This is a genomic window from Rhizobium sp. NPDC090275 (assembly GCF_044772225.1).
Lineage (GTDB): Bacteria > Pseudomonadota > Alphaproteobacteria > Rhizobiales > Rhizobiaceae > Rhizobium.
Genome location: NZ_JBIVYL010000006.1, coordinates 424881 through 431293, shown reverse-complemented (window position 1 = coordinate 431293; position 6413 = coordinate 424881). Strand labels below are relative to the sequence as shown.

Below are 6413 nucleotides of genomic sequence, written 5' to 3'. Positions count from 1 at the left end.
GTCATCAGCGCACTCGCCAGACCAATGACGATAATCCGATGTCCCCACTGCAACGGGCTAATTCAAACCCCAGAATCTATTCTGCCAAAGTAGTGCTAGTTTTGTGACGGCCATATGAAGGGAAGGTCGCTAGACGGCTATGGCCGTCTACGCACTAGTGCATGCCAGGACATAGCTGAGTAGGTCTGATCCCTTCCGTAGAACTTGGAAGATGCGATGCTTGCATCAATGCCTGCCTGGCGATCACAATGACCACTATCCGCGCGAACGGGAAGACCGCAGTCGGCCCACCGCCGAAGTGCGCCTCAGCGATCCATTATGTCGCGTTCGTTCCATGCGTCATACTTTCGGACGTCACTTCGCATTTTACCGCGCCAGCGGCTGACAAACGCAAGCGTGTCGGCCGCCTGCAGGTGAGCGCTTAGTGCACCCTGATCGACCCAGCGTTCCGATATCAGCAGTCGCCCTGATTGTGAATCCTCCACGGCAGCATTGTAGGCGATGCTGCCAGAGCGTCTTCGTGTGGTGGAAGCCAGTGCTTTCAACTCTTTAAGGAATTGCGCCAAATGAGTCGGATCGACATGTATATAGCCGGTTATAATCAGCATTGGAGTTTCCTCTATCAGCGTCCTGACCGCTTTTCGCGGCGTGGAGCCTTGACCGGCCACATAGTGATCAGGCGGCGACCAGCACGATCTTGCCCTGGATGCTCCCTTCGGAAGCACGGCGATGCGCCGCCGATGTCTCAGCCAGCGGATAGGTGCTGTCGATCACCACCCGAACGGTTCCGTTATCGAGTAGGCCTTTAGCTGCCGACAGCTGCGCGCCGTTCGAACGCACCTGCGTCGTAGAAACGGTGATCCTTCGCCGGGCAGCCTCCTCATAGCCGGAAAAGCCCAGGGGGTTTACAAGAAACAGGGCGCCGTCTTGCTTGATGCTCGGCAGGAAGCGTTCCATGTTCACGCCGCCGACGGCATCCAGCACCAGATCGATGTCCGTCGCCACTGTCTCGGCAGCAGCCTTTGTGTAGTCGACGAAGATATCGGCGCGGAGATCGTTCAAAAGCGCCTCGTGCTTGCCGGAAGCAACTGCAATTACCTTTGCGCCTTGCCATTTCGCGAGTTGGACAGCGAGATGGCCGACGCCGCCGCCGGCTCCGTTTACCAACACTGTCTTACCGTCCAGCGGCACTGGTTCATGCGGGAAGGCCTGGAATGGGTTAGGCGCGTCATGTGCCAGATCGACCAGAAATTGCCACGCGGTCAGGAGCGACATCGGCGCGGCGGACGCTTGGATATGGTCGATCCCGGCAGGCTTTAGCGCCAGGTCGGATGCTGGAACGCGAACATATTCGGCATATGCGTTGCTTCCTGTCATGAGGTTATGCGGAAACCGAACCATCGCATAAACCTCGTCGCCGACCATGAACCGCGACACGTTTTCGCCGATCGCCGTGACCACGCCGGAAAAGTCTGTGCCAAGGATCAACGGAAAGTTCGGGCTGGGCTGCCATTCCGGTGGCAAAGCCCGGTAGCCGTCGCGCAGATAGAGATCCGGCGGGTTGATGCTCGCGGCATGGACGCGAACCAGCACGTCATCCGCCGAGATTTCAGGTAGGGGTGCGTCCTCATAGACAAGGACATCCGGCCCACCGAATGTGTGCAAGCGCACGGCTTTCATCATATCAGTCATCACTGCCTCATTGGGTATTTGCATCTATAAACAGACCATACGACCATATTCACGGATTGATAATCGTCGGATAAATCGCTTTAATAATGCCATGAAGGAACAAATCGTAATTGAACGGCTAACGGGGCTGATCGCATTCGCCCGCGCTGGCTCTCTTGGAAGCTACACTGCCGCCGCCCGCTCCCTAGCCATTTCACCATCGGCAGTGAGTAAGAGCATCCAACGGCTCGAGAAGCAGCTCGGTGTTTCGCTTTTTTCACGCACGACACGTTCCCTGACCCTGACGACCGAAGGGCGCGATCTGCACGAGCGTGCCCTCAGGCTGCTTCGCGATGCCGAAGAAATCCAGCAGGCGGCAAAAGCAGCCCGCACCGAGCCCGCCGGCACATTACGGATCGCGGCGTCGTTGCCGATCGGCTTGCACGTCATCGCGCCCGCGCTTCCTCGCTTTCGTAGCCTCCATCCGAAGGTGAACATTGATCTGCGTCTGAGCGATCATATGGTTGATCTCATCGAAGGTGGCTTTGATCTCGCAGTTCGCATGGGCGACGTGTCAGATTCGCGTCTACTCTCACGACGGCTCCTGCCGCATCGGTTATGTTGCTACGCCTCACCCGAATATCTCGCGGAGCGCAGCCCCCCGACGCATCCAGACGAGCTGGAAGAACACGAGACTGTTGGCATGCGCTACCAAAGTAGCGGGCAGATTTTCCGCTGGCCCTTCCGGATCGGGGACAAGGAGATTGAGATCGTGCCGTCCTCCGGCATCATCGTCGATGCGAGCGAGGCCGTGCTTGCAACGATTGCAGCGGGTGCTGGAATTGGGTTAGCTACTAGTTTCATGGCCAGCGTATGGGTGAGCCGGCGAGCCCTTGTCCCCGTTCTAGCCGACTATGCGGTGGACCGGCACAATATTACGGCGCTTTGGCCTGAAAGCCGACGGTCCAACCCGGCAGTGCGCGCATTCCTCGACACCCTGATACAGTTGTCGTAACAAGGGCAGTGAATGTCAGCTTTGGCGCGGCGGGAGACCACTGGCCCGAAGCAGACGTTCGAAGATACAAAATGGCAGACAGTGAGCGTACGACGACGGTCGCCTTCATCGAAGGATTAACGCCCGGCCGCCTTGGCCGTCGTCTCCCTGGGGTCTACATGTCCTTTTAACAGGCGCAATGCTCCGGGCCGGGAATTCGCGACCTTCAAAGCGGAAAGTTCGCGGCGACGAGCGGAGTTAACGTAACATGGCTTTTATCTGTCGCCGCCGGATTTTCGCCCTCGGTTCCTTCGTACAAGTGCCCTCTGCTGGTGGCAGGCGCGATACCTTGTTCAGGCGCCTGCCTCCGATTTGACGTACAGGCCGGACCATCGATCCCAAGTGAACGCATCTCCCGGTCGCTATCGGACTTGGTTCGCAAACTCCCGTCAGGGACATGATTTGCGCGGTGTTCGATGCATGACGGCGCCCTCCGCGTCGGGGACGCATATCCTAGCGAAGCATTAGAAGGCATTTCCAAGGCTTCAGCCTGCGTTCGCTTCGCTACGTCATCACAACGGCCCAGTCCTCACAACGCTTTGAGCGGCCTTGGTGCCGTCGATCAGGCGAAACGGTGGTTCAGGTTTTGCTGCCAGACACAGAAGTTTTCTTTGCTGTCATGGCAAGTTCGCGGAACACTCTTACCGCTTCGATCGCGTCGTGGCTTAGTTTGGCCATCGCGGACGATACATCGTGGATACCAGCCACCGCTTGAGTGTGGCCCACCGACCCAGCATCGACCGAGCTCGTTATGGTCGAAATCACCCGGAGCTGGACTGACGTAAAGGCAGAGTGGATTTCGATAACGAGTTGTCGCGTCGCGTCGACGGCTGCAACGGAACTCGTGTCGAACGCATCCCGGTTATTGCTGGACATCTCGGTCGATTTGGACATGCGCAATCTCTCTCATGCAATCCGGACTTTTGATATGAATGCTTCGACACGTCGATGCCCACCATAACGTTCGGCGCGCTAGATGGTTTGAAAATTGTTGGAAAATTGCTCAGCGGTAGAGATTGCGAGCGACTGCCGAGCCGCGGCTCACGCCTCCGATCCCGGGCTCGGTGACTTGATAGCTCTTCAAGCAAGTGCCTCCCTCGTGCGCGTTTGCTTTGTCGCCAGCTTCGTTGTCGACGGTAGCAGGAATTCAAGGACCACCGTGTTCGGTTGCCAAAATACCACGCAAACCGATGGAATCAGAGCTGCTCGATGCCATGACAGCGCGATCATTGATTGCAGAGCTCTTGGTGTCCGCTAAAACTCGCTGGCGGGAAAAATGGACCTGAAATGTGTCAACGATCGAATAAGCGGCTAATAGCCCGGACGTTCTTGCAGGCGGCGACGACCTGCGCCGCGGCTTTATTGCTGACGGGCGTGGATGTGTGCGCTCAGTCGGCCAATCAGGTAGCGCCTTTCTCACTTGTCGCAGCCGAACTCGACTTATTGGTGAGCGAGGACACGCGATCGGCAGAGGTTGACGGTGTAGGCTACTTTGTGATCGATGACCGTGGCACTGTGGTGCGCGGGCCCGTCGTTATCGTGAGAGGGTCACCTGCTTCCGCTCGGCAAGCGTTCGAAAGAGATTTTCGTGCCGCCATTTTGAACGCAGCTCCTTTCGATCCACTCAAGCAGTTTGTCGGAAAAGTACTGGTATTGCGCCTATCGACGTGTGGCTCCGGTGCAAACGCCTCTTGTGGGTATCGGCCCAAATCGACACCACCGAAGGTCGTGCAAAGCTGGCTAGCGCGGCAATAGGATGTTCCCCGTGAGCCAATGAGCGCTGTCGTGTGCGTCAGCGAGGCGTCATCTGTGCCCGCCGCCCCCGTTACTCTTGAGATCGGTTAATCAGGTATTGCCGTTACTTGGGAGGTCGGCGTACGCGCCGGCAGGATGGATGAGCATTTTCAACTCAATCGGGAGCTACCACATCCTCGCTGGGAACCCGGATACGGCATGTTAGTCCGCTCTCATTAAACATGGTCTCTGCCCCACCATGGACGGAATAGTTCAAGCTTCTTCCGATTACTGTGCTGCCAAACCCTTTTCGTGTTGGTTCCGCCACCTTGGGACCACCGCTCTCAATCCAGTTGATGACGCGCGATCCCGTACCCTGGTCCGGCTCAAGTTCGACGGTCACCATTCCGGCGTCGTTCGACAGGGCACCATATTTCGCAGCGTTTGTGGCCAGTTCGTGGATGATCAGCCCTAACGGAACAGCCGCTCTTGGAAGAATGTCGAGGTCGCCACCTTTAATGGCGAACCGCGTCCGAAAGTTTTCAACAAAGGGTTTTAACTCGGCTGCGATCAAGTCGCTCAGGCGGATCGATATCCAAGAGCGCTCCGCGAGCACATTGTGTGTCGCCGCGAGAGCTTGGATGCGGCCGGCAAATGCGCGTCTGAAGCCGTCGACTGTGTCTTCCGTCGACGCGGTGCGGTTTGAGATCGAGACGACTAGCGCAAGTGTGTTCTTCACACGGTGATCCAGCTCGCGCATCAGAAGGAGCTGTTGCCGTTCGGCTTCTTTGTGACGCGAAAGGTCGATCAGGGTCACCACCGCGCCTTTCGTTTCATTTTCGGCAACTCGCAACGGCGCAGCACTGACGAGCAGCGGCTGCGAGTTGCGCTCGTTTAAAGCGGAGGCCTCGATCCCCTGGACCGAATGACCAGAGAGCGCGAGCGATATGAAATCATCGCTTTGCATCAGCCCAGTCGTAGCTTTGAACTCGAGTTCGAAGACAGTACTGAACTTCGCACCTACTGGATCGCGCCGGCACAATGCCAGCGCGGCAGCATTTGCGTGTGAAACGAACCCTTGCATGTCGGTTACGATAACGGCTTCCGCCGCAGAGGAGAGAACCGCCATCGCCATTCGCTCTGCTTCGTGAGCTCGCTCGTCATGTATGCGATCAGTAATGTCATCGAAAGTGACCGCAATTGCATCAGAAACACCGAGCAAAAGTTTGTCAGCTTTCAGCAGCAGAATGCGGTAGCTTTCGTCGCGCGGAATTCGAATGTCTCTCGATGATCTCTTTTCACGCGCATCGGCAAGGAGATCAGAGAGCGTAGCACGGCTGTCGCCATCAAGCAGCTCGAGGACAGCTTCTCCTGCAACCCCTTCGGGAATATCTAGCAGCTGCGACAGCGCACCATTATGATAAAGAAGATTTCCTCCAAGATCGAAAGCAGCCGCGCCAATATCCATCGCTTCCATAAAGGAGCGATAGGAGTCGTCGCCGCCGAGGGTGAAGACCTCTTCGACATTGGCCCGCCCCTTTTGCACAACAAGTGCGTCAACTTCGCCCTCGCGGATCGCCCTTATAATCTCCTCAGCTTCCTCGAGGCGTTGGAGCAGCTCTGCGCGAGAAATTCTGTCACTGAGTGGGGTCATTCGGCTCCGCTAACCTGCAGATTAATGAGCACTTTTTCGGTGTTTGACAGATCGCCGATGACCTTTCGGATCGGGGTCGGCAGTTCTCGAACAAGCGTTGGAATGGCTACAATGTTATGCTCGCGCGCCAGATGCGGCTGCTTCTTCAGATCAACGACTTCAACAACATATCGCCCCGGAAGTTCTTCGCTGCATATTCTCTCCAAGTTGCGGATCGCCGCAAGGGATTTTGGCGTTTCGCCGGCTACATAGAGGGTGAGCTTCTTGGGGGTGCCACCTTCACCTTCGAGATTTTCCATG

6 protein-coding genes are annotated in these 6413 nt (G+C 56.9%); 1 reads left to right on the top strand and 5 read right to left on the bottom strand.

Translation table 11 applies throughout. The features are described 5' to 3' along the window. Positions 1–305 precede the first annotated feature (305 nt). Positions 306–608: a putative quinol monooxygenase gene (locus ACIQUB_RS18210; protein ID WP_402931187.1), complete on the bottom strand. Its 303-nt coding sequence runs from the start codon at positions 606–608 to the stop codon at positions 306–308. Between the two features lie 67 nt (positions 609–675). Next, complete coding sequence (locus ACIQUB_RS18205) at positions 676–1692, bottom strand: NADP-dependent oxidoreductase (protein WP_402931185.1); 1017 nt, start codon at positions 1690–1692, stop codon at positions 676–678. Between the two features lie 91 nt (positions 1693–1783). Between ACIQUB_RS18205 and ACIQUB_RS18200 the strand changes: the two genes are divergently transcribed. Continuing rightward, positions 1784–2686: a LysR substrate-binding domain-containing protein gene (locus ACIQUB_RS18200; protein WP_402931183.1), complete on the top strand. Its 903-nt coding sequence runs from the start codon at positions 1784–1786 to the stop codon at positions 2684–2686. A gap of 618 nt (positions 2687–3304) precedes the next feature. Here ACIQUB_RS18200 and ACIQUB_RS18195 read toward each other — a convergent pair. The 3 genes from ACIQUB_RS18195 to ACIQUB_RS18185 form a co-directional block, all read right to left on the bottom strand. Continuing rightward, positions 3305–3619, bottom strand: coding sequence for a hypothetical protein (locus ACIQUB_RS18195; RefSeq protein WP_402931182.1), 315 nt, complete (start codon positions 3617–3619; stop codon positions 3305–3307). A gap of 1015 nt (positions 3620–4634) precedes the next feature. Beyond that, complete coding sequence (locus ACIQUB_RS18190; RefSeq protein ID WP_402931180.1) at positions 4635–6113, bottom strand: sensor histidine kinase; 1479 nt, start codon at positions 6111–6113, stop codon at positions 4635–4637. After that, positions 6110–6412: a circadian clock KaiB family protein gene (locus ACIQUB_RS18185; RefSeq protein WP_402931178.1), complete on the bottom strand. Its 303-nt coding sequence runs from the start codon at positions 6410–6412 to the stop codon at positions 6110–6112. Before ACIQUB_RS18185 ends, ACIQUB_RS18190 begins: the two co-directional genes overlap by 4 nt. Between the last annotated feature and the right edge of the window lies 1 nt (position 6413).

What these genes read in the sequence shown, in the direction of transcription:
- ACIQUB_RS18210 (WP_402931187.1), bottom strand. Translation starts at nt 608, where the DNA reads ATGCTGATTATAACCGGCTATATACATGTCGATCCGACTCATTTGGCG.
- ACIQUB_RS18205 (WP_402931185.1), bottom strand. Translation starts at nt 1,692, where the DNA reads ATGACTGATATGATGAAAGCCGTGCGCTTGCACACATTCGGTGGGCCG.
- ACIQUB_RS18190 (WP_402931180.1), bottom strand. Translation starts at nt 6,113, where the DNA reads ATGACCCCACTCAGTGACAGAATTTCTCGCGCAGAGCTGCTCCAACGC.
- ACIQUB_RS18195 (WP_402931182.1), bottom strand. Translation starts at nt 3,619, where the DNA reads ATGTCCAAATCGACCGAGATGTCCAGCAATAACCGGGATGCGTTCGAC.
- ACIQUB_RS18200 (WP_402931183.1), top strand. Translation starts at nt 1,784, where the DNA reads ATGAAGGAACAAATCGTAATTGAACGGCTAACGGGGCTGATCGCATTC.
- ACIQUB_RS18185 (WP_402931178.1), bottom strand. Translation starts at nt 6,412, where the DNA reads ATGGAAAATCTCGAAGGTGAAGGTGGCACCCCCAAGAAGCTCACCCTC.